This is a genomic window from Peptostreptococcus equinus, assembly GCF_027125355.1.
Lineage (GTDB): Bacteria > Bacillota > Clostridia > Peptostreptococcales > Peptostreptococcaceae > Peptostreptococcus > Peptostreptococcus equinus.
Genome location: NZ_CP114052.1, coordinates 564,642 through 584,028 on the forward strand (window position 1 = coordinate 564,642; position 19,387 = coordinate 584,028).

25 protein-coding genes are annotated in these 19,387 nt (G+C 30.9%); 17 read left to right on the forward strand and 8 right to left on the reverse strand.

The window, feature by feature from the left end:
- Window positions 1-95 precede the first annotated feature (95 nt).
- The 3 genes from O0R46_RS02920 (at window position 96) to O0R46_RS02930 (ending at window position 4,498) form a co-directional block, all read left to right on the forward strand.
- A complete protein-coding gene (locus tag O0R46_RS02920) occupies window positions 96-2,015 on the forward strand; it encodes a C39 family peptidase (RefSeq protein WP_269312085.1) in 1,920 nt (639 codons plus the stop codon).
- A gap of 673 nt (window positions 2,016-2,688) precedes the next feature.
- Window positions 2,689-3,978: a branched-chain amino acid transport system II carrier protein gene (gene brnQ, locus O0R46_RS02925; RefSeq protein WP_269312086.1), complete on the forward strand. Its 1,290-nt coding sequence runs from the start codon at window positions 2,689-2,691 to the stop codon at window positions 3,976-3,978.
- Window positions 3,979-4,093: 115 nt separating this feature from the next.
- Window positions 4,094-4,498 (forward strand): universal stress protein, encoded by a 405-nt coding sequence (locus O0R46_RS02930; RefSeq protein ID WP_269312087.1) that lies wholly within the window; start codon window positions 4,094-4,096, stop codon window positions 4,496-4,498.
- 41 nt (window positions 4,499-4,539) lie between these two features.
- Here O0R46_RS02930 and O0R46_RS02935 read toward each other — a convergent pair whose 3' ends face one another.
- From O0R46_RS02935 to O0R46_RS02950, 4 genes are all read right to left on the reverse strand, one after another.
- Window positions 4,540-5,616 carry a site-specific integrase gene (locus O0R46_RS02935; protein WP_269312088.1) on the reverse strand — a complete coding sequence of 359 codons (1,077 nt, stop codon included), beginning with the start codon at window positions 5,614-5,616 and terminating at the stop codon, window positions 4,540-4,542.
- 144 nt (window positions 5,617-5,760) lie between these two features.
- Complete coding sequence (locus O0R46_RS02940) at window positions 5,761-6,744, reverse strand: SHOCT domain-containing protein (protein ID WP_269312089.1); 984 nt, start codon at window positions 6,742-6,744, stop codon at window positions 5,761-5,763.
- Between the two features lie 17 nt (window positions 6,745-6,761).
- Window positions 6,762-6,932, reverse strand: coding sequence for a hypothetical protein (locus O0R46_RS02945; protein ID WP_269312090.1), 171 nt, complete (start codon window positions 6,930-6,932; stop codon window positions 6,762-6,764).
- An 11-nt stretch (window positions 6,933-6,943) separates the two neighbouring features.
- A complete protein-coding gene (locus tag O0R46_RS02950; protein ID WP_269312091.1) occupies window positions 6,944-7,876 on the reverse strand; it encodes a helix-turn-helix domain-containing protein in 933 nt (310 codons plus the stop codon).
- A gap of 175 nt (window positions 7,877-8,051) precedes the next feature.
- On the opposite strand from O0R46_RS02950, the gene O0R46_RS02955 reads away from it, so the two are divergent.
- The 5 genes from O0R46_RS02955 (at window position 8,052) to O0R46_RS02975 (ending at window position 10,424) form a co-directional block, all read left to right on the forward strand.
- Window positions 8,052-8,255, forward strand: a complete 204-nt coding sequence (locus tag O0R46_RS02955; RefSeq protein ID WP_269312092.1) for a helix-turn-helix domain-containing protein — start codon at window positions 8,052-8,054, stop codon at window positions 8,253-8,255.
- Between the two features lie 541 nt (window positions 8,256-8,796).
- A complete protein-coding gene (locus O0R46_RS02960) occupies window positions 8,797-9,036 on the forward strand; it encodes a hypothetical protein (RefSeq protein WP_269312093.1) in 240 nt (79 codons plus the stop codon).
- Between the two features lie 19 nt (window positions 9,037-9,055).
- Window positions 9,056-9,739, forward strand: coding sequence for an antA/AntB antirepressor family protein (locus tag O0R46_RS02965; protein WP_269312094.1), 684 nt, complete (start codon window positions 9,056-9,058; stop codon window positions 9,737-9,739).
- A 9-nt stretch (window positions 9,740-9,748) separates the two neighbouring features.
- Window positions 9,749-10,093 carry a winged helix-turn-helix domain-containing protein gene (locus O0R46_RS02970; RefSeq protein WP_269312095.1) on the forward strand — a complete coding sequence of 115 codons (345 nt, stop codon included), beginning with the start codon at window positions 9,749-9,751 and terminating at the stop codon, window positions 10,091-10,093.
- 94 nt (window positions 10,094-10,187) lie between these two features.
- Complete coding sequence (locus O0R46_RS02975) at window positions 10,188-10,424, forward strand: hypothetical protein (protein WP_269312096.1); 237 nt, start codon at window positions 10,188-10,190, stop codon at window positions 10,422-10,424.
- Window positions 10,425-10,462: 38 nt separating this feature from the next.
- Here the strand turns inward: O0R46_RS02975 and O0R46_RS02980 are convergent, their stop codons facing one another.
- On the reverse strand, window positions 10,463-10,792 hold the full coding sequence (locus O0R46_RS02980) for a hypothetical protein (protein ID WP_269312097.1): 330 nt from the start codon (window positions 10,790-10,792) through the stop codon (window positions 10,463-10,465).
- Between the two features lie 69 nt (window positions 10,793-10,861).
- Between O0R46_RS02980 and O0R46_RS02985 the strand changes: the two genes are divergently transcribed.
- Window positions 10,862-11,068 carry a hypothetical protein gene (locus O0R46_RS02985; RefSeq protein WP_269312098.1) on the forward strand — a complete coding sequence of 69 codons (207 nt, stop codon included), beginning with the start codon at window positions 10,862-10,864 and terminating at the stop codon, window positions 11,066-11,068.
- Here O0R46_RS02985 and O0R46_RS02990 read toward each other — a convergent pair.
- Window positions 11,065-11,448 (reverse strand): DUF2513 domain-containing protein, encoded by a 384-nt coding sequence (locus O0R46_RS02990; protein ID WP_269312099.1) that lies wholly within the window; start codon window positions 11,446-11,448, stop codon window positions 11,065-11,067. The genes O0R46_RS02985 and O0R46_RS02990 overlap by 4 nt on opposite strands.
- Window positions 11,449-11,620: 172 nt before the next feature.
- A complete protein-coding gene (locus O0R46_RS02995; RefSeq protein ID WP_269312100.1) occupies window positions 11,621-11,857 on the reverse strand; it encodes a hypothetical protein in 237 nt (78 codons plus the stop codon).
- Between the two features lie 84 nt (window positions 11,858-11,941).
- Between O0R46_RS02995 and O0R46_RS03000 the strand changes: the two genes are divergently transcribed.
- The 8 genes from O0R46_RS03000 (at window position 11,942) to O0R46_RS10095 (ending at window position 18,418) form a co-directional block, all read left to right on the forward strand.
- The gene (locus O0R46_RS03000; protein ID WP_269312101.1) at window positions 11,942-12,124 is read left to right on the forward strand and encodes a hypothetical protein; all 183 of its coding nucleotides are present in this window, start codon (window positions 11,942-11,944) and stop codon (window positions 12,122-12,124) included.
- Window positions 12,117-12,245 carry a hypothetical protein gene (locus O0R46_RS03005; RefSeq protein ID WP_269312102.1) on the forward strand — a complete coding sequence of 43 codons (129 nt, stop codon included), beginning with the start codon at window positions 12,117-12,119 and terminating at the stop codon, window positions 12,243-12,245. Before O0R46_RS03000 ends, O0R46_RS03005 begins: the two co-directional genes overlap by 8 nt.
- On the forward strand, window positions 12,242-12,391 hold the full coding sequence (locus tag O0R46_RS03010) for a hypothetical protein (protein WP_269312103.1): 150 nt from the start codon (window positions 12,242-12,244) through the stop codon (window positions 12,389-12,391). Before O0R46_RS03005 ends, O0R46_RS03010 begins: the two co-directional genes overlap by 4 nt.
- 274 nt (window positions 12,392-12,665) lie before the next feature.
- Entirely contained in the window at window positions 12,666-12,869 is a 204-nt protein-coding gene (locus O0R46_RS03015; protein WP_269312104.1) for a hypothetical protein, read from the forward strand.
- Window positions 12,870-12,871: 2 nt separating this feature from the next.
- A complete protein-coding gene (locus tag O0R46_RS03020) occupies window positions 12,872-14,167 on the forward strand; it encodes an AAA family ATPase (protein ID WP_269312105.1) in 1,296 nt (431 codons plus the stop codon).
- Complete coding sequence (locus O0R46_RS03025; protein WP_269312106.1) at window positions 14,167-15,321, forward strand: ATP-binding protein; 1,155 nt, start codon at window positions 14,167-14,169, stop codon at window positions 15,319-15,321. The genes O0R46_RS03020 and O0R46_RS03025 overlap by 1 nt, the downstream gene beginning before the upstream one ends.
- Window positions 15,322-15,323: 2 nt before the next feature.
- Window positions 15,324-15,791: a DUF669 domain-containing protein gene (locus O0R46_RS03030; protein ID WP_269312107.1), complete on the forward strand. Its 468-nt coding sequence runs from the start codon at window positions 15,324-15,326 to the stop codon at window positions 15,789-15,791.
- Window positions 15,792-15,793: 2 nt separating this feature from the next.
- Entirely contained in the window at window positions 15,794-18,418 is a 2,625-nt protein-coding gene (locus O0R46_RS10095) for a DEAD/DEAH box helicase family protein (protein ID WP_331275615.1), read from the forward strand.
- Between the two features lie 133 nt (window positions 18,419-18,551).
- On the opposite strand, the gene O0R46_RS03045 is transcribed toward O0R46_RS10095, so the two are convergent.
- On the reverse strand, window positions 18,552-19,340 hold the full coding sequence (locus O0R46_RS03045) for a DUF4393 domain-containing protein (protein WP_269312108.1): 789 nt from the start codon (window positions 19,338-19,340) through the stop codon (window positions 18,552-18,554).
- Between the last annotated feature and the right edge of the window lie 47 nt (window positions 19,341-19,387).

A 19,387-nucleotide genomic window follows, 5' to 3' on the forward strand; every position in this document is an offset into this window, starting at 1 on the left:
AATATATTAAATAGTTCAATACCCTGTCAATTATATACAAATTAAGGTATTTATGATATTATTAAAAAGAATAATTCTATTGGAAGGAGGCACTTATGGCTTCAATAAATAAAAACAGAAAGAAGACAAAGTATACTTTTAAAGGTAGCAATAAAAATAGCGATAATAAGTATGCTAATATATATCAAGATTTAAGCGATAAAAACTCAATATATGAAAGTAATATGTTGAAGCAAATGCATAGAAATCCTGATGGGGTCGAATCTGAATTACCAGGGGATAAAAAAGCTGTTACTAGAGTTTTGTCATCAGATGAAGCAGAAAAAAATGCACAGATGAGAAAAAGAGCCGTTAGAAATGAGAGTATGTTAGCTAGTGAAAAATCTAGTCCAGTTATTTCTAAAAAAGAATCTCCCGAGTTTGATAAAGATAAGAGTATTGAAAAACTAAAAAGGGAAAAATTGGAATCAAGGTTAAATGAGTATAATATGACTCATGATGAAAAATTAGATATAGATGCAATTGATAGTATTTTAGATGAGACAGATGGACGTTCTCTATATGAAAAGCTAAGAGCTTTGGATAAGGGAGATGTATTTATCCATGAAAGAGCCAGAGAAAGGGCCAATATGGATAAGTCAAATGTGGAAATATATAAAGAGTATTCTGACTTTGAAAGACCCACATTTAATAAAGTTGAAAGTGATTATGACGATAAATTTGAAAAGATAAGTGTACCAGATGACTTAGGCAGAACGACTACACTTAATACAAAACCAAATGATAGAACAGCTAGTAATAATAAGTCTAGGGAAAGTGAAATAGAAGAACTTATAAGGCTTATGAAGAGGGATTCAGATAGTATTGATAGAAAATCTAGGAGAAGAGATACCAGAACTAGTAGGACTCCATTAGTAGAAGAAGTTAACAAAGTTCCGAAAAGAGACTATGTTTCTAGATCTGAAGTATATAAAAAAGGAAATAATAAAAATGTATCTAGATTTGATCCTAAAAAAATAGTAGCATTTGCTGTAATATTAGTGCTATTATTGTTTTTTGTTGCAGCAGCAATAGATAAGTTTGACACAGATAAAAATAAGAACTCTACAACAAATTCTAAAGTAGAAACTAAAACTACAAAAAATAATAAAACAGCAGCAAAGACAGAAACTGAATCGGAAAAAATAAAGAAGCTTGAAGCAATCAAGCCTAAATTGAATAAGAAAGAATCTCAAGAGCTCGACTATATAATACAAAACATTAAGTCTTATCCAACTGCGTTAATAGACTTGTTAATAAGAAATAGCGAAACAGTTGATTTTGTTTATAGTTACAAAGACAAGGATCAATACTTAAATAAGACTATATCTAAAAATATAGATTCTAGTTATGCAGTTGATGGAGATGTTCCTTTATTTTTACAGTGGGATAGAAGATGGGGATATAGACAATATGGTGGTGAAATGATTGGTTTATCAGGATGTGGTCCTACTTCACTAGCGATGGTAATTAGGCATTTTGATGATAATTCTAATGTTAATCCATATGATGTTGCAAAGTATAGTTCAGAAAAAGGTTATGTATCTGAAGATAATACCACTAGTTGGAAATTATTTGAGACTGGAGTTGAAAATTATGGACTTGAGTCAACTGATATAGTACCTGTTGAAACTAAGTTAAAAAAGGCGCTGGATGAAGGTAAGATATTAATTGTAAGTGTTGATAAAGGTATATTTACAGAAAGAGGTCATATACTTGTAATTAAGGGCTATAATAAAGATGGAGAATTTTTAATAAACGATCCTAATAGTATTATTAATACTAATAAATCTTGGTCATTTGACGAAATAAAGGGCGAAATAAAAAAGATTTGGGGAATTAGTAAACCTGGTTATAGCAAATCATCTTCTAAAAATGAAGAGAAAACTAAGAGTGAAAGTTCAAGTGAATCGGATAATAATTCGTCTACATCAAATTCACCTAGCATAATAGAAGATATAGAAGATATACAATAAATTGTAGAATAATTTACAAATAGTTAAGTTATTAATTAAAGTGATATAAAGGGGATGTACCAGCATTTGCTGGAGCATCCTCTTTATATATTGGATAAATCTAATTTGAATTAACAAAACAATAAAAAAGATTGAATAATTAGACTAATGGTTTAAAAAAATTTTTTATTATAAATATTTTGAAAAAAATGTTATTTAATATAATTTTTTAATTTGAATTTTTATGTTAAAAAATAAAATAAAAATGTTATAATATTAAATAAATTTAAACATAATGTTAAAAGTAAAACAAATATAAAATATTTTTTAAAAAAATAAAATGAATAAAAAACTTCTTATTTTGATCTATATACTTACTTTGGGGCTATTTTGTCCCGTAAGACATTGGAAACTTAAGATATTTTACTTGTATTAAGATATTAAATAATAGCTATAAAAAATAATAAATTCCTAATTATAATTAATAAAATGTTAGAAATACAAAGTAATAACAAAATTTAAAGATAATAGAGTTAATAGATAAAAAAATAACAATAAAGCGTTTGCATTGCAGTATAAACTTGACAACTTAATTAATTAAAATTATAATTATAATATAAATTAAAAAAAAAAGTATTTGAACTTTTTTTTGGATTTATATTATAATTATAAGTATTAATTGGAGGGGAAAATTATGAATAACAAGGGTAGTGTAAAAGATACACTTACGTTTGGTTTCGCGTTATTCGCGATGTTTTTCGGGGCTGGAAATTTAATATTTCCACCATACTTAGGTATAATCTCAGGACCAAAGTGGTTCACAGGATTTGCTGGATTTACTTTTGCTGATGCAGGACTTGCTTTATTAGCAGTTATAGCTATTGCTTACTGTAACGGTAATATTATGGAATTATTTGAAAAGATAGGTAAGTGGCCAGCAATTATTTTGAGTTTTGCTGATATTATGTGTGTTGGTCCTTTACTAGTAATACCTAGAACAGGTGCTACAACTTATGAAATGGGTATAATGCCACTAGCGGGAAAGGGACTTCCTATTATAGTAGTGGTAGTGATATTCTTCCTACTAACATTTTTCCTAACTGTTAGACCTTCAAAGGTTATCGACATAGTTGGACAGTTCTTAACACCAGTTCTAATTATAGCCTTATCAGTTATAATAATTAAGGGTGTAGTTTCACCACTTGGTACACCAATGTCTAAGCCAATGATTGAAAATATATTCCAAAGAGGAATTATGGATGGCTATCAGACAATGGACTGTTTCGTATCAATAGCAGTTGGATCAGTATTAATGCTTACACTTGCAAATAAAGGATATTCAGATTCAAAACAGCAGATTGCTTTATTAATAAAAGCTGGTATAATAGCATGTGTAGGTTTAGGTCTAATATATGGTGGTCTTACTTATTTAGGGTCAACAGTATCAAAAGTATATGGAATGGATGTACAGCAGTCTCAAGTTATAGTTAATATAACTCAAAGTCTATTGGGTAATACTGGTAAGGTAATTCTTGCTATAGCTGTTTCACTTGCATGTTTGACTACTTCAATAGGTTTAACTTCTGCAACAGCAGAATATTTAACAGCATTATTTAACAATAAAATAAGCTATGCTAAGGTAGTAGCTATAGTTTGTGTATTTGCAACTGCTGCAGCGTCAATGGGTGTTAGCGGATTAGTTAAAATAGCAAATCCAATACTTGCTATAGTTTACCCACCAACAATAGTATTGATAGTATTAGTATTCTTTAAGAATAAGATCAAAAATGATAATGTTTATAAATTTGCTGCCTTATTCGCAGTAATAATAAGTGCACTTACTCTACTATCAACAAGTGTACCAGCATTTGGATTTGTAAATAGTCTGCCACTTGCGCCAATTGGATTTAACTGGGTTGTGCCAACTATAATAGGTGGTATAATTGGTAATTTTGTAGGGGCATCAAATAAAAAAGTTGCATAATATAAAAAGTAAATATTAGTGAATAGTTTGACTATTCACAGAAATGGGGATATAATTAACATAAGAAAATTATATCCCTTTTTTTATAAAGAGAAATAGTAGAGGAGGCGTTATTATGAAAAAAATATTAGTACCAATTGATGGAACAGAAAGGAGTATGCACTCTTTAGATTTCATTAAGGAAATATACAGACCTGAAGACGTAGAAATTGAAATTATAAACGTTAAAGAATTGGTTTTTGTTGACGGAATTGATATGGGAGATGAAATAAAGGCATCTTCTGAATTTGGAAAACAATTGTTAGAAAGAGCTAGACAAAAATTATCAGGATATGAAGTTAATTTATACTTTACTTTTGGATATGCTGGTGATGAGATTATACGTAAATCTCAAGAAGATAATATTGATATTATAGTTATGACTAAGTCTACAAAGAAGGGGTTAACTAGATTGATTGGATCTTGTACATCTTATGTACTTAGAAATGCAAATTGTATAGTAATGATAGTACCAGAATAGGTACATATTTAAGTGAACTTGTTGCAAATCAACAGGTTCACTTATTTTTTATTTTCGTTTGGCGTAAAAATGGCGTTATTTAATTTATTTACAATTTCTGTCTTTTTGTTTGGATATAGATGCCCATAAGTATTCCAAGTGGTATCTACTTTTTCGTGTCCTAATCTATCCGCTAAGGTCATTACATTTATATCTAAATTTATTAATAAGCTTGCGTGAGAATGTCTAAAATCATGTATTCTTATTTGTGGTAAGCCAGCTTCATTCGCATATCTTTTTTTAGCATTATCTAATTTACTTTTTGAGAATGTAAAAACTCTATCATCATCTTCAACACCATATATTGTAGATATATATACTTTTAACATATCCATAATAGTCTTGGGCATACCTATAACGCGATTTCCTTTTTTTGTCTTAGGGGGATTTAGGTATTCAACTTGTTTTATAACTACATATGTTTTTGATATGGAAATTGTATTATTTTCAAAATCAAAATCACTAGGTGTTAATGCAAAAAACTCACCTATTCTGATACCACTATAAAATAATATCATAAAAGCTAATTTGTATTCTTCACTATCAGCATAACTTATAAATTCATTAAACTGTTCTAAAGTCCAAAACTTCATTTCATCGGCTTTACTTTTGCCTATTGTTCCAGCCAACTTTACGGGGTTATTTTGTAGCCCATAGTAAGAAACAGCATAATTCATAACAGCACTTAATTGATTATTAACTGTCTTAGTAAATGTGTTAGAGAAATTATGATCTAATATTTCATTTTGCCATTTTCTAACAACGATTGGCGATATTTCTTTAATTGGCATATCGGAGAAGAATGGTGTTACATGCTTTCTTAAGACGTATGATTTATTTTCTAGTGTGGATTGTCTTATTCTATTCTTCATGTCCTCTAAATAAGCTTCTACGAGGTTAGAAAAGGTAATATCTGTAGTTGGGTTAAGGCTGTTTAGAAAATTCCTTTCCCATTCCTGAGCTTCTTTTTTTGTATCAAAACCTCTTTTTTGCTTTCTTGCTGATTTGCCAGTTACGGGGTCTTTATAAGACAATTGAACTCTCCACTTACGTGCTTTGTTTTCATCCTTTAAAACCATTGTATTATCTCCTTATTTACTGTATAATTGTATTAGAAAAAGACACACTTATAGTGCGTTAATTCTTGGTAAGAAGTAGTGAGGTCGCCAAACTTTCAACTACTTCTTTTTTTATTGAACTATTGGGAATTTCCCAATAGATAGTTATATCCCTAACAATTCTTTTTTCTTTAAATCGAACTCTTCTTGAGTGATAATGCCCTCATCAAGTAATGCTTTAAAACTTCTTATTTCATCAGCTGAACTAATATTAGTTGGCTGTGGAGTATTTTCAATTTCATCTTTAATTCTCTCAAATACAGAAATACAATTTTGTACATTCTCAGTTGCTTCTACATATATTCTTGATCTAGCTTTAGTTTTCATAAATAAGAACGGTACTTTAATAGTTGGTAAATTTGTATTTTTCATATTTATTAGAATATCTAATGATAAAATCTCTTTTTTTGTTTTTTTCTTACTTGTTACTGCGCCGACAACAGCTCCGACGCCACCAAAAGCTATACCGCCAATAGTTGCTCTACCTAGACCACCTGAAGTTATTTCATCACCATCTTCTAAAACCTTATAGGATAGAATATCACTAAATTTATAATACTCATGTATAGTGTCTTTTGTAAACCCTCTAAATACTGGAGTTGAAACCCTAAAAACTTTGTTATCAAAATCAAAAGCTAACAAGCCATACGATTGAGAAGTGTTAAATATATCATCGTAAGAATCCATTTTTTCAACTGTAGATATTTTATCTTTCACTGATTGAATAGTCATAGTATTTCTAGCGTTAGAAATCGCTTTAGGATTATAACCGGTAGCTTTAGAGATACAATCACCACAAACTTTTCCATCAATCACCTTAAATGAAGGCTTATTAAGACCGCAAACTGGACAAATTTTATCTGGTGTAAGTGTTGATAGGTTACGTTCTTTAGTTTGTTGAGTTATTTCACCTATAGCCTTTCTGCATTGTTCTACAGTTGGATTTTTAATACCCATTCTATGTTGAATATTTTCAATTGAAAACTTATTCAAACAATCAACACAGATATTTCCGTCTGGGGCACTTTTAATACTTTTATTTGACTTGCCACAAACATCACATTTTCCTTTTTTACCAAATAATCCCATTTTTTATCCCCCCTAAATTATACATATATGCTTGATGCAATTTTATTTATAATCAATAAAGCTATTCCGATAATTATAACAATAATAGATGCCTTAACACCAATTTTAATTATAAAAGAGAATAGATTTATAATTCCGCAAACAATCATAACTATTGCTACTAAAAATATTAAACCGAATATTCCCATATTTATTCCTCCTAATTAATTGGTGTAAAGCTATCCACGACTTTACCAACTATATTGAAATACTTTCCGTTTTCTGGTGGTATTTCAATAATGATATTTTTATATGATTTGTTTATTGAAACTAGTCTAAATCTATCCCCATCATTATATAATTTCTTAACGTATGATTTTCCATCATAATCAATTACATACACATCTCCATTTACATTATCATATCCTGATTTTACCAAAATTACATCTCCATCATTATATTTTGGATCCATACTGTCTCCAGTAACTAGAGTGGCAAAATCATACTCGTGTAAATCCGTTCTGTCCGTTGTATAAGGAATCTGTTCGTTGTCCGAGTATAAATACCCAACCCCAGCAGCAACTTTTTCTGTTACGTATACTGTTGTTAGTTCTCCAAAATAACGGTCATCAGATAATTCCTGGAGTGTTTTTCTAACTTCACTAATTTCTATATTTATGCCCGCTATAGACTTAAGTTTTTGAATTCTTAATAAAGTATCCTCCATAGAATCATATAACTCCGCAGGGTCCACATAGTAGACTTCATTCGTCTCAGTATTTTCTATTTGCATACTATCCACAATAAATTCGCCAAAATTGAAACTATCTGGGTCAAATTGATACCCTAAGTCTATAAGGGTATCAATAATTTTGTTTTTATATTTATTTTCCTTTAGTCTTTTTTCGTATTCATTTTCTACTATTTGGAAATTTAAAATCTCATCTATTGTGGTCTCGAAATAATCTGCAACTCTTTTTAGTGAAGTGACCTTGGGTGTTTCTGTATCTCTCTCCCATTTTGAAAGTTTTCCTTTAGTGAAATTTTCATCTGGATACAGTTTATTTAAATTTTCCGCTAGTTTTTCTAGTGTGAGTTCATGTAACAATCTAAAATGTTTTAACGCCCCACCTATTGAAATTTCTTGATTCAAGTTATTCACGTCCTCTCTTATTATATTTAAATTATATCATCTTTGTTTCGTATACGCAACATAAAAAGTTGCGATTTTGAAAAAAATTTAATTTATATATAAAAAAAGTATTGACTTCGAAACTTAAGGGAGATATAATTTAAGTATCGAAAACGAAACTAAAGGAGGTGAAAGTATGATAGAGAATAAAAGATACGCGGTTTTAAAATCTATTCTTGTTAAAAAAGGTCTCTCTCAAGGAGAAATAGCGGACGGTATAGGTATGGATAGATCTACATTTAATATTAAAATCAATCGTCACGCAGGCAGAGATTTTACCCTTCAGGAAGCGCTTAGGATATCTAATCTGATTGATACCCCAATAGACGATTTTTTTTAAAAATAAAGTATCGAAAACGAAACACGAAACAACAAGAGGTGAATTAGTTATGGAATTTAGAAGATTTAATCTATTAACGGCAGCGTAGTAATACTTATTTAAATTTAATGAGGAATGAATTATTGAGAAGGAGAGGTAAAAGCAATATGAAAGAACTAGTAAACGAATTATTATCAGCAAATAGTTTTGAGGAAAGATTAGAGATAGGAAAGAAAATAAGGTTAATGTTGGATGAAGTAGAATAGACCACACATAGTGGCCTATCAATAAGATTACTTTCTAAGGTGTTTTAATTTTGGATATGCAATTTCAAACTTAGTTATAAGTTTAGATATTGTGTCGCGGTGAACTGAATTTACTGGTAAAGTTTCTAATATTTCCAACAAACAAAGGTAATATGTAACATCTTCGCCGGGGTCAAAGTTCAAAGCTAAATTTTCCAAGTGTATTATCTCCTTTCATAATATTTCAGTAGATACTGATAACTTTAGTATATCAAGTTGATGGGAGAAAATAAAGAACAACAAGAGGTGAATTAATTATGGAATTTAGAAGATTTAAATTATTAACAGATGATGAAAAACAAAAAGAAAGATTCTTAGAACTTTGTGATGATAAGAATCTTTCAAGAGAGAATTTAAAACTTATTTGCGAGACTATAACTACTCATGAAATATTGCGTTGTGGTCCGTATGAAAAATACGGCATTCAGATAACCGAAAATAAATATTCAAATGAAAAAGTAGTTAGATCTCACAACGGTGTAGTAATACTTATTTAGAAAGAGAGGTAATGAATATTTGAAAGAGCTAATAAAAGTCGAAACAAACAAAAATAATGAACAAGTAGTAAGTGGTAGAGAACTTCATGAGAAATTAAACATTGATAGTAATTACACTACTTGGTTTAAGAGAATGTGTGAATATGGGTTTACTGAAAATGTTGATTTTATTGAACTTTGGAGCGATTCCAAAAATGGAAACGCTGTAAAATTTGAGGGCTCAGCACAAAGAATGAGTGCTAAAGGTTATGAAGTAGACCACATTCTAAAATTAGATATGGCTAAAGAAATATCTATGATACAGAGGTCTGAAATAGGTAAAAAGATCAGACAATACTTTATTGAAGTAGAAAAGAAATTTAGAAACCCTAAGCCAATGTCAGTGCCTGAACAATTACTTGCACAGGCTAAGTTAATGGTTGAGATGGATGAGAGAATAACATCAACTGAGGATAGTGTAAAAAGATTAGAACATAATATCAGAAGAAACGTAACTAATGATCATGTAACAGTTATTGCTTACACTAATCTAAATAATATTAATCCTAAATCGTATAACTCATCAGTAGTCGGTAGAAAAGCGTCCAAGATGTGTAGAGATGAAAACCTATTAATAGGTAAAGTCGTGGATAGTAAGTATGGTTATATAAACACATACCCATCTAATGTACTTGATAGAGTTTTTAAGAGTATGAATCTGTAGGAGGTAATTATGAAAGGTACGGCATTAGAAAAAGTATATGATTATGTAGCAGAGAATCCAGAAGCTACAAATGACGATATAGCTCATGAGGTTGGTATAGATTATGGAACTAGTAAGACATATGTTAATAGGCTAAAGGCAAGAGGTCTTATAGATACAGTGTATGAGGGTGGATTAAGAACAATTCATATACTAAAAGATTATCCACTACCTAATATTAGACCAAAGACATTTAAACAAGAAATATATACAGAAATGGTTGAAGCATATGCAGAAGATTTTAAACAATGTGAGACCTTTGAAGAAAGACTGAAAGTAGGTAGAGAAATAAGAATTATATTAAATGATTTATAAAGAGGTGGATTAAATGGAAGTAAAAACTGATTACTTCATAGGCCACGAAGAAGTGATGGAAATTACAGGAAAAACAATAAGAAAGGAGTAGAGTATGAAAATAGAAATAAATTTACCTATAAAGATAGCTCTAGAATATCACAATGAAGCCGAATTGTCAGGAGTGGAAATAAGCTCATACATAGAGTATGTTTTGACAACACTAATAGTAATGTCAAGATTTGATAGCGCTAAAGAATGTACGGAGTTTGGTGATAAGCTAGATAATGGTGATAAAGAAGCGTTAAAAGTTTATAAAGAAATATTAGAAGCCATAAATAGTTCAAAGTAATAAAAATAGGCATCTATAAAGATACCTATTTGAAGAAATTATTTTACGAAAAGTTTTAATGCATAGTCAATGATAGCCATTACATCCCTTATTGCACCGAGTGCGGCTAGTGCATTTAGGAAATTAGCAAATTTGGGTTTATCATAAGAAGTTGGAGCTTCTAAATCTTTTGCTATTTCAGGATTATCTTTTTTGAAATCATAAAACATCTGTTTGAACTTTTCGTAAATTTCAGGCGGAATATCTTCTTTGTCTTTTAATATTGGCAGTATTTCAAGAGTTCCAGAAGATAAATCAGCTTGAGTTAGCTTAGATTGATTTAATTCATCATGAGTTAATTTAGAGAATTGTTTGTGTGTTAATGGCATTAAAATACCTCCCTTCTAAGCTAATTATAGCATGTGAGAGAGTAAAAACAATGGAAAGGAGTGATTATTTTGAAGGTAGCAATATTAATATTACTAGTAACTAACATATATGCTGCATCTAAATGGGTGTACTGGTCAAGAGGTTTTATTGGAGCTTTCTGTATGTACCAAGAAAAATATGGAAAGCTAAGCGAAAATGAGTTAAGACGATTAATGAAAGAAGCCGTTGATTATGGAATTAAGCAAACAATCAACGACTTAAGCGGTAGGAATTAATATCCTAGGTGTTTGGTGATAATCTGAGTGACAACACCGGAAGCAATTTGAGTAAGTGCTTGAACAGAAGTGGCACCTATTTCTTTTGCTATAGATTTGGTAGGTTCCCAGATTTTTTCATTACGAATATTTGCCAGGATCTGGTGGCCGTTAAAAGTTAAACCGTTTATTCGGTCAGTACACAAACCAACATGGTTTAACTTATGGCTTGATATTACATCTAACAAGCCAGCTTCCTGCAATTTGATGGTTGTATAGTCTAACTCTTCATAGGTATAAGTTAATTGTTCGCACATCAAATCTATGCCAGACTGTCTACCATATGGTATTGATTCAGCAAATATAAGTATGTCACGCATGCAATCGGGATTTAATTTCATATTGTTCACCTCCTCTTTAAGAACATTATATCAGAGGATGGATGAAAAAGAACAATAGAAAGGAGTGAAAGATGTACAAACTTTTAAGAGAAATATTATTTGAACTAAGAGTAATAAAAAAAGAACTCCATATTATTGCGAGTAATACGGAGTCCAAAGAAATTGATGAAAATTACTTTGTTGAATCGTTATCAGAAAAACTGAAAACTTCTTTAAATAACGAATAAGTAACATTGTTATTCATCTTAGCAGAATTGGCAATAGATTGAAGAATGAAGTCATTAACGCTCATCTTCTTATCTGCGTTTTTAATCTCTTCTTTCAAAGTTTTAATAAAAATATCAAGATTTTTTTTAGTTATTTCTTTGAATAGTTTTTTAAATTCTGCTTCAGTAATATCTAGTTTCATAATTATCACCTCCTTTCGCTTGAGTTTCAACTAAGGAGTTGATAAGAAAATTATAACATTTTAAACAATAGGAGGAATAGAAAAATGAAAGAAAGTTATTATATAACCCACGAAGAAGTAATGGCAATAACAGGAAAAAAGCAATCTACTGCTTACGGCTTAATTCGTGAGTGCAACAAGGAGTTAAAAGCTAAAGGATATAGGGTTGTGCAGGGAAAGACACCACGAAAATACTTTATGAAAAGGATGGGTTTAGCAGATGAATAGAGAAATAGATTTAGCTGGTGCACTATATTATTTATTCTTAATAGCACTAGAGATTATAAAGGAATGGGTTAAAAAACTAGCTTTATATATGAAAAATATATTTTTCGGAGGTAGTAGATGAATAATTGGCTATTTAAACTAATTGTATTCTTACTTACAGCTGATCTACTAATGGTTTTGTTGCTATTAAAAATGAACAAAAAATATAAGGATATTAAAGAAAGAGTAGATTTTTTATCAGATTTAGTTAAGGGGGTACTTAAATAGATGTCTAGTGCAGAAAAAGAAAAATATGAAGAATTAATTGAAACAATGAATAGGTATGGTCTAACATTTGATGATGTTATTTCAATAATAAATGAATGTGAAGGGGAGTGATGCCGTATGACCTATGATGAGTGGATCTACCAGGAATTTTTAAATTCAGATGATCATAAACAGTATGTATACGAAGAAATGGACGAAGATTAATGCCCAATCTATCGCCCAAATAAAAATGTTAAGTTAATCCGATTATATCACAAAAAGGAGGTAAGCACAAATGGAAAAATTAGTATTTAAATCAAGAAGGAAAATAAAAGATGGTTATTCAAGAACAGTTAGAGTAAGTGAAGATTCTATGGAGTTAATAGAAAGTATAGCTGATAAGACTGAACTTAATAAACATACAGTTCTCAATAGAATGATAGATTTTGCAAGCCAGCATATAGTTATTGAAGATGTAGAAGAAGGATATGAGGGATAGATATGGAACAAATGAAAATAAACAAATTAGAAATTGAAAATGTGAAAAGAGTTAAAGCGGTTCAAATTAAGCCAAATGAAACTGGACTTACTGTGATTGGTGGAAATAATAAGCAAGGCAAAACTTCAGTATTAGACTCAATTGCGTGGGCTTTAGGAGGAAATAAATTCAGACCATCAAAAGCTTATAGGGATGGTTCAACGATTCCACCAAATCTAAAAATAACAATGAATAATGGTTTGGTTGTAGAAAGAAAAGGAAAAAATTCAGACCTTAAAGTAATAGATCCATCTGGTGAAAAAGGTGGTCAACAACTTTTAGATAGCTTTGTAGAAGAATTGGCTATTAACCTACCTAAATTTATGCAGCAATCTAGTAAAGAAAAAGCAAATACCTTACTTCAAATAATTGGAGTAGGGGATAAACTTTACGAATTAGAACAACAAGAAACAATTATATATAATGAAAGGCATTCAATAGGGCAAATAGCTGATCAGAAAGAAAAGTTTGCAAAGGAACAGGATTACTATCCTGATGCTCCAACTCAGATAGTATCGGCTACTGAGCTTATAAAAAAGCAACAAGAAATACTGGCTAAGAATGGTGAAAATCAAAAGCATAGAAATAATCTTAATAAGAATATTGAAAGCTTAGAAATGGTCAATCTAAAAATTGCACAGCTAGAAGAACAGCTAAGAAATGAAAGAGTTAATCAACAAGCTCTAAGCGAAGCTGTAGAACAAGGTAAAAAATCAGTAGAGCTTTTAAAAGATGAATCTACAGCTGAACTTGAATCAAGCATTGAAAATATTGAAAAACTTAATGAGAAAGTAAGAGCTAACCTTAATAAGGAAAAAGCTGAAGATGATGCAAAAGAATACAGAGAAAAATATGCAGCACTTACAGTTGACCTTAATAAGGTAAGAGCTGAAAAAACTGATTTGCTTGTTAATGCAGAACTACCTTTACCAGCATTATCAGTTGAAGATGGAGAACTTATTTACAATGGTTTTAAGTGGGATTCTATGAGTGGTGCAGATCAATTAAAAGTTTCTACAGCAATAGTTAGAAAGCTAAATCCTAGATGTGGTTTTGTTCTTATGGACAAGCTAGAACAAATGGATCTAGATAGCTTAAATGAATTTGGTAAGTGGTTAGAACAAGAAGGATTACAAGTTATAGCCACTAGGGTATCTAAGGGCGAAGAATGCTCAATAATAATAGAAGATGGTTATGTAGTAGGTCAAGAAAGTATAGAAGAGACTAATGAGCCAAAATGGAAGGCAGGTGAATTTTAATGTTACCAGGTGTTACAAGAGGAAAAGTTGAAAAAGCACAAAGAGTAGTGGTTTATGGTACTGAAGGTGTAGGAAAATCTACTTTTGCTTCTAAATTTCCAGAAGCTGTATTTATAGATGTAGAAGAAGGGTCAAATGATTTGGATGTTTTAAGAGCTCCAACGCCACAAAGTTATGCAGCGCTTAAAGATTTTTTAGGAAAGTTAAAAAAGGTTAGGCCATTTCTTTTTAGAACTATTGTCATAGATACAGCAGACTGGACTGAAAGGCTAATAATTAAAGATATATGCAGTAGATATAAACTTGATGGAATTGAAGGACTTGGATGGGGCAAAGGCTACACTTATCTAGAAGAAGAATTTGGAAGATTTTTAAATTCATTACAAGAATTTATAGATATGGGTGTAAATGTTGTTATATGTGCACATGCAAAGATTAATAAATTTGAACAACCAGATGAAATGGGAGCATATGATAGATGGGAATTAAAGTTACAGAAAAAGACATCCCCCTTATTAAAGGAATGGGCGGATATGCTTTTATTTGCTAATTATGAAACCCATGTTATAAACATAGATAATCAAGGAGCTGTAAAAGGCAAGAATAAAGCACAGGGCGGTAAAAGGGTTATGTATACTACTCATACACCAGCTTGGGATGCAAAAAATAGAAAAGGTCTACCAGATAAGATGGATTTTGATTATAACCAAATAGGAATTTTCTTTGAAAAAGATTTAAGATTGGAGTCAATAAAAGCAAAGCCTAATGAAGTTCCAAGAAATGAGCCGGTTAAGGAAGTGCCAGTAAAAGAAGAATCAAAGTATGAATCGGTAAAAGAAAAAGTTGAAGAACCTAAGCAAGATTTACCAATAAGAACAGAAAGTGGGGCAGAGTTTAAACCAACAAATGAACCAACACCATTTGAAGATAAGAAAGAAGAGTCAAAAGAAGCGCCACAATTAGTAAAAAATAAAGCTTTAAATGAATTGATGGTAGCAAATAATGTAAGTGTAGAACAAATACAAAATGTAGTGTCAGCTAAAGGCTATTATCCAGCAGGAACACCAATAGAAAATTATGATCCTGGATTCATTGATGGTGTTTTAGTAGGTGCATGGTCTCAAGTATATAAAATGATAAAGGGAGGAAATTAAATATGATGACAGAAGATATGGGAGTAGGATTAGGCTGGGATGATGAAATATCAAAAGAAGGTCCAGATTTTATATTATTGCCAGCCGGTGATTATGATTTTGAAGTTACTTCATTTGAAAGAGGTAGATTTGATGGTAGTGATAAAATGTCAGCTTGTAATAAAGCAATGTTGAATATAAAAATTGAAACAGCTGAAGGAATTGCTGTTATACAACATAATTTATTTTTACATCAAAAAACAGAAGGATTTTTATCAGAATTTTTCACATCTATAGGGCAAAAGAAAAAAGGACAGCCGTTAAAGATGAATTGGAATAGTGTTGTTGGAGCTAAAGGAAGATGTAAAGTTGGAATTAGAAACTGGACATCAAAAGATGGAAATCCAATGCAGTCAAATGAAATTAAAAAATTCTATGAGCCAAAGGAAACTGAAGCAGTTCAGACAACATTTACACCTGGGAGCTTTTAATTATGGAATTAAGACCTTATCAGAATGAAGCAAAAGAAAAAGTATTAGAACAATGGAATCAGGGAGTGCGTAAAACACTCCTTGTTTTGCCAACTGGATGCCATGAAGAGAATCAAGAAATATTAATGTCTGATGGCTCATTGAAAAAGATAAAAGATATTAATATAGGTGAACAAGTTATGGGAGCAGATGGACTTCCAAGAAATATTTTATTCAAGCAGAAAGGTACTAAATTATTATACAAAGTTCAACCAGTAAAAGGTGAAAGTTTTTTAGTAACTGAAGATCATAAGCTTACCCTTGTAAGGACCAATGAAAAAAGCAGAAATATATATCCTTCAGATAAGCTTGGAGGTCAAATTATTGATGTAAGTATAAAAGAATGGCTAAGTTGGAGTAAGAACAAAAAACATATACATAAATTAATTAGATCAGGTTTAATAAAAAACTTTGGATTTAATAACGGACATATAATTTCCCCCTATTTCTTAGGCATTTTACTAGGAGATGGAAATCTAGTAAACTCAATATCTGTTACCACAATGGATGATGAAGTTGTAAGTGAAATAAAAAATCAATGTTTAAGGTATGATATGACATATTCTATTGAACCATCCGGTAAAGCGAATACATATATATTTAAAAGTGGAGAGCTTGGATGCAAGGGCAGTTTACTTCACAGACAATTAAAGGAGCTAGGTCTCAGAGGTAAAGGCAGTTATGAAAAATTTATACCACATAATTATAAAGCTTCAAATTACATTAATAGACTTGAAATATTAGCAGGATTAATAGATACAGATGGTAGTGCTACAAATGGAGGATACGATTTTGTTTCGGCATCTAAGCAGTTAAGTAATGATGTCGCATTTATTGCTAGGTCTTTAGGGTTGGCTGCATATGTTAAGAAGTGTAAGAAAAGATGTAAGGATTTTGAAGGTATTTACTACAGAGTAGGTATCAGTGGAGACTGTTCTATAATTCCTTGTAGAGTAAGTCACAAGAAAGTTAATAAAAGAAGACAAATAAAAGATGTAAAAAGAACTGGATTTACAGTTTTAGAATATGGAATAGGCAACTATGTTGGAATAACAGTTGATGTAGATAATAGATATTTAATGGGTGATTTTACAATAACTCATAATTGCGGGAAGACTATAGTTTTTAGCAAGGTAATAGAAGATGTTGTAAAAAGTGGCGATAGAGTATTAATGTTAGCGCATAGAGGGGAGTTATTAGATCAAGCAGCAGATAAGTTGGATAAAGCTACTGGACTAAAATGTGCAGTTGAAAAAGCGGAAGATAGTTGCTTAGGTAGTTTTTATAGAGTTGTTGTAGGCTCAGTTCAATCACTTATGAGACCTAAAAGGCTTAATAAATTTGATAAAGATTACTTTGACACAATAGTTATAGATGAAGCACATCACTGTATATCAGACGGTTACCAAAGAGTATTAGAACACTTTGATAGTGCTAAGGTGCTAGGAGTAACAGCCACGCCGGACAGAGGGGATATGAAGAATCTTGGTTCGTACTTTGAGTCACTTGCCTATGAATATACTTTACCTAAGGCAATTAAAGAAGGTTTTTTATCACAAATTAAGGCACTTACTATTCCTCTTAAGTTAGATTTATCAGGAGTAAGTCAACAAGCAGGAGACTTTAAGGCTAGTGAAATTGGAACAGCATTAGATCCATATTTGGAGCAAATTGCTGATGAAATGGTAAAGTATTGTAGTGATAGAAAAACAGTAGTATTTTTACCTCTTATTAAGACATCACAAAAGTTTACTAGAATACTTCAAGAAAAAGGATTTAGAGCTGCAGAGGTTAATGGGGATTCAGAAAATAGGGGTCAAATTTTAGAGGACTTTGACAACGATAGATACAATGTATTATGCAATTCAATGCTCCTTACTGAAGGTTGGGATTGCCCTAGTGTCGATTGCATTATAGTGCTTAGACCAACAAAGGTTAGGTCTTTATATAGCCAAATGGTAGGACGTGGAACAAGACTACATCCAGGTAAGGAAGATTTGCTTGTATTAGATTTTTTGTGGCATACAGAAAGACATGAGTTGTGTCATCCAGCTTCACTTATTGCACCCAATGAAGAAGTATCAAAGGCAATGACTAAAATAATTGAGGAATCAGGAAATCCTCAGGACTTAGAAGAAGTTGAAAAGATGGCGGAAGAAGAAGTGATTCTTCAAAGAGAAGAAGCATTGGCCAAACAGCTTGAAGAAATGAGAAAGCGTAAAAGAAAGTTGGTTGATCCACTTCAATTTGAAATGTCAATTAATGCTGAGGACTTAGTTAATTATGTTCCGGCATTTGGTTGGGAAATGGGACCAGCCAGTGAAAAACAAATAAAGACATTGGAAAAATTGGGAATATTCCCAGACCAAGTAGATAATGCTGGTAAAGCTAAGATGTTACTTGATAGATTGGATTCAAGAAGAAAAGAAGGACTTACTACACCTAAACAAATTAGATTTTTAGAACAAAGAGGATTTAAAAATGTAGGTATGTGGGAGTTTGATTCAGCAAGAAAACTTATAGATAGAATTGCTGGTAATGGGTGGAAAATACCAAAGGATATTGATGTAAAAGGATATAAAGGATAGGGAGGTTTGTATATGAAAGAGATTATTTTGGGAATATTGGTATCATCTATAACATCCTTCTGTGTATCTATAAAATTTCATAAATACACAGTGGATAAAGTTATAGAAATACTGAAAAATACTTTAGATTAATTTACATACATGTTCTAACAAAATTTTTCCCAAAAGGTGTTAAGTCCGCAATACCCTTTTGAGTGTCGATTTTATCTGCTACTAAATCGTTTGGCAAGTTAGTTTTCTTATAATCTTCTAATGTACGTTCAGATTCAAAGTATTCTTTGGTATTATAGAAATCTTTGTAGTATTCTTCATTGGATATCCATTGAGAATAGTCCATTTTAATAAGACCAAGTCTTTCTAAATTACTAAGTGATGGTGAAAGTGAATTTTGATCTGAACATGATGGATTGCTTAAAAAAATATTAGTATATAAATTTAGGTTTGTGTGATTAGTAAACATTAAATTGTATTTGCAAATTGGAGCCTGGTTGCGATGAGAATTATATATGCAAATTAAATTATTAGCGTATAGAGGTGACATTTGTTTTATTATTTCAACATAAGAAGAGTGTATTATTGCATCTTTAGTTTTATCCATTGATGATGCAATAAGTTTAGCGAACATACTTCTAAGTTCAGGTTCTTCTACGTAATATTTAGAAGCTTCCATAGCTGGACCTATAATATTAGTTTTTGGTTCCTTCAAATTTTCTTCTGGTATATTTTTAACTTCTGTGATTATATTTTCTCCAAAAAGTTGTTTGTTCTTCTCGGCTTTAGCCTTTAGAATTTCAGCTTCTTGATGAATGTTTTTGCCAAAGTGTATATACCAAAATTCATTTAGAGTTTCTACTGGACCTTTTAAAATTCCTGCTCCAACTAAAGCACTACCACCACACATAAGCATATTTTGAATATCCATAAATACCTCCTAAGTTAAATTATTATTTAAAATCATTGTACCATAAA

What these genes read in the sequence shown, in the direction of transcription:
- O0R46_RS02940 (WP_269312089.1), bottom strand. Translation starts at nt 6,744, where the DNA reads ATGGGATTATTTGGTAAAAAAGGAAAATGTGATGTTTGTGGCAAGTCA.
- O0R46_RS03010 (WP_269312103.1), top strand. Translation starts at nt 12,242, where the DNA reads ATGAATAATTGGCTATTTAAACTAATTGTATTCTTACTTACAGCTGAT.
- O0R46_RS02970 (WP_269312095.1), top strand. Translation starts at nt 9,749, where the DNA reads ATGAAAGGTACGGCATTAGAAAAAGTATATGATTATGTAGCAGAGAAT.
- O0R46_RS02975 (WP_269312096.1), top strand. Translation starts at nt 10,188, where the DNA reads ATGAAAATAGAAATAAATTTACCTATAAAGATAGCTCTAGAATATCAC.
- O0R46_RS02945 (WP_269312090.1), bottom strand. Translation starts at nt 6,932, where the DNA reads ATGGGAATATTCGGTTTAATATTTTTAGTAGCAATAGTTATGATTGTT.
- O0R46_RS02930 (WP_269312087.1), top strand. Translation starts at nt 4,094, where the DNA reads ATGAAAAAAATATTAGTACCAATTGATGGAACAGAAAGGAGTATGCAC.
- O0R46_RS02995 (WP_269312100.1), bottom strand. Translation starts at nt 11,857, where the DNA reads ATGAAACTAGATATTACTGAAGCAGAATTTAAAAAACTATTCAAAGAA.
- O0R46_RS03005 (WP_269312102.1), top strand. Translation starts at nt 12,117, where the DNA reads ATGAATAGAGAAATAGATTTAGCTGGTGCACTATATTATTTATTCTTA.
- O0R46_RS02980 (WP_269312097.1), bottom strand. Translation starts at nt 10,792, where the DNA reads ATGCCATTAACACACAAACAATTCTCTAAATTAACTCATGATGAATTA.
- O0R46_RS10095 (WP_331275615.1), top strand. Translation starts at nt 15,794, where the DNA reads ATGGAATTAAGACCTTATCAGAATGAAGCAAAAGAAAAAGTATTAGAA.
- O0R46_RS03030 (WP_269312107.1), top strand. Translation starts at nt 15,324, where the DNA reads ATGATGACAGAAGATATGGGAGTAGGATTAGGCTGGGATGATGAAATA.
- O0R46_RS03020 (WP_269312105.1), top strand. Translation starts at nt 12,872, where the DNA reads ATGGAACAAATGAAAATAAACAAATTAGAAATTGAAAATGTGAAAAGA.
- brnQ (WP_269312086.1), top strand. Translation starts at nt 2,689, where the DNA reads ATGAATAACAAGGGTAGTGTAAAAGATACACTTACGTTTGGTTTCGCG.
- O0R46_RS02935 (WP_269312088.1), bottom strand. Translation starts at nt 5,616, where the DNA reads ATGGTTTTAAAGGATGAAAACAAAGCACGTAAGTGGAGAGTTCAATTG.
- O0R46_RS02990 (WP_269312099.1), bottom strand. Translation starts at nt 11,448, where the DNA reads ATGAAATTAAATCCCGATTGCATGCGTGACATACTTATATTTGCTGAA.
- O0R46_RS03025 (WP_269312106.1), top strand. Translation starts at nt 14,167, where the DNA reads ATGTTACCAGGTGTTACAAGAGGAAAAGTTGAAAAAGCACAAAGAGTA.
- O0R46_RS02960 (WP_269312093.1), top strand. Translation starts at nt 8,797, where the DNA reads ATGGAATTTAGAAGATTTAAATTATTAACAGATGATGAAAAACAAAAA.
- O0R46_RS03045 (WP_269312108.1), bottom strand. Translation starts at nt 19,340, where the DNA reads ATGGATATTCAAAATATGCTTATGTGTGGTGGTAGTGCTTTAGTTGGA.
- O0R46_RS03015 (WP_269312104.1), top strand. Translation starts at nt 12,666, where the DNA reads ATGGAAAAATTAGTATTTAAATCAAGAAGGAAAATAAAAGATGGTTAT.
- O0R46_RS03000 (WP_269312101.1), top strand. Translation starts at nt 11,942, where the DNA reads ATGAAAGAAAGTTATTATATAACCCACGAAGAAGTAATGGCAATAACA.
- O0R46_RS02920 (WP_269312085.1), top strand. Translation starts at nt 96, where the DNA reads ATGGCTTCAATAAATAAAAACAGAAAGAAGACAAAGTATACTTTTAAA.
- O0R46_RS02955 (WP_269312092.1), top strand. Translation starts at nt 8,052, where the DNA reads ATGATAGAGAATAAAAGATACGCGGTTTTAAAATCTATTCTTGTTAAA.